Source organism: Aquabacterium sp. A08, from assembly GCF_011742065.1.
Window position 1 is genome coordinate 1 of the sequence record NZ_JAAQQT010000164.1, and the last position, 602, is coordinate 602.

Sequence of the window (602 nt, forward strand, 5' to 3'; positions counted from 1 at the left end):
GTTTATGGCATCCCGAACTGCGACACCGTGAAGAAAGCCCGCGCCTGGCTGACCGAGCGCGCCGTGCCGCACGAGTTCCACGACTTCAAGAAACAGGGTGTGCCCGAGCCGCGCCTGGCGCATTGGGTGGCCCAGGTGGGCCTGGAAAAACTGGTCAACCGCAAAGGTACCACCTGGCGCCAGCTGGACCTGGCCGTGCAGGCCGGCCTGACCGACGAAGCCAGCGCCCACGGCCTGATGGCGCAGCACGCCAGCGTCATCAAGCGCCCGGTGGTGGAGTGGAGCAACGGCAGCGTGACCGTAGGCTTCGCCCCGGACGACTGGGCCGACCGCGGCTGAAGCGCCTCCCCTAAAATGTCGGGTTGTCCGTGCCGCCCCGTGTGGCGCGCGCCCGCCCATTCATTCCCTTCTCATCCCCCATTCCCATGAGCACCACCCAAATCTCCGGCGTGTCCGTCAACACCCAGGCCAGCGTGTACTTCGACGGCAAGTGCGTCAGCCACGGCCTCACCTTCCCCGATGGCACCAAGAAGTCGGTGGGCGTGGTGCTGCCCGCCACCCTGACCTTCAACACCGGCGCACCGGAAATCATGGAATGCGTG

Annotated in this window: 2 protein-coding genes; both read left to right on the top strand. The window is 66.4% G+C overall.

Features of this window, described 5'->3' with window-relative positions:
- On the top strand, positions 1–339 hold a 339-nt coding region (locus HA630_RS00930), incomplete at its 5' end, for an arsenate reductase (protein WP_166832083.1).
- Between the two features lie 86 nt (positions 340–425).
- The coding region (locus HA630_RS00935) for a pyrimidine/purine nucleoside phosphorylase (RefSeq protein WP_166832085.1) at positions 426–602 on the top strand (177 nt) is incomplete at its 3' end.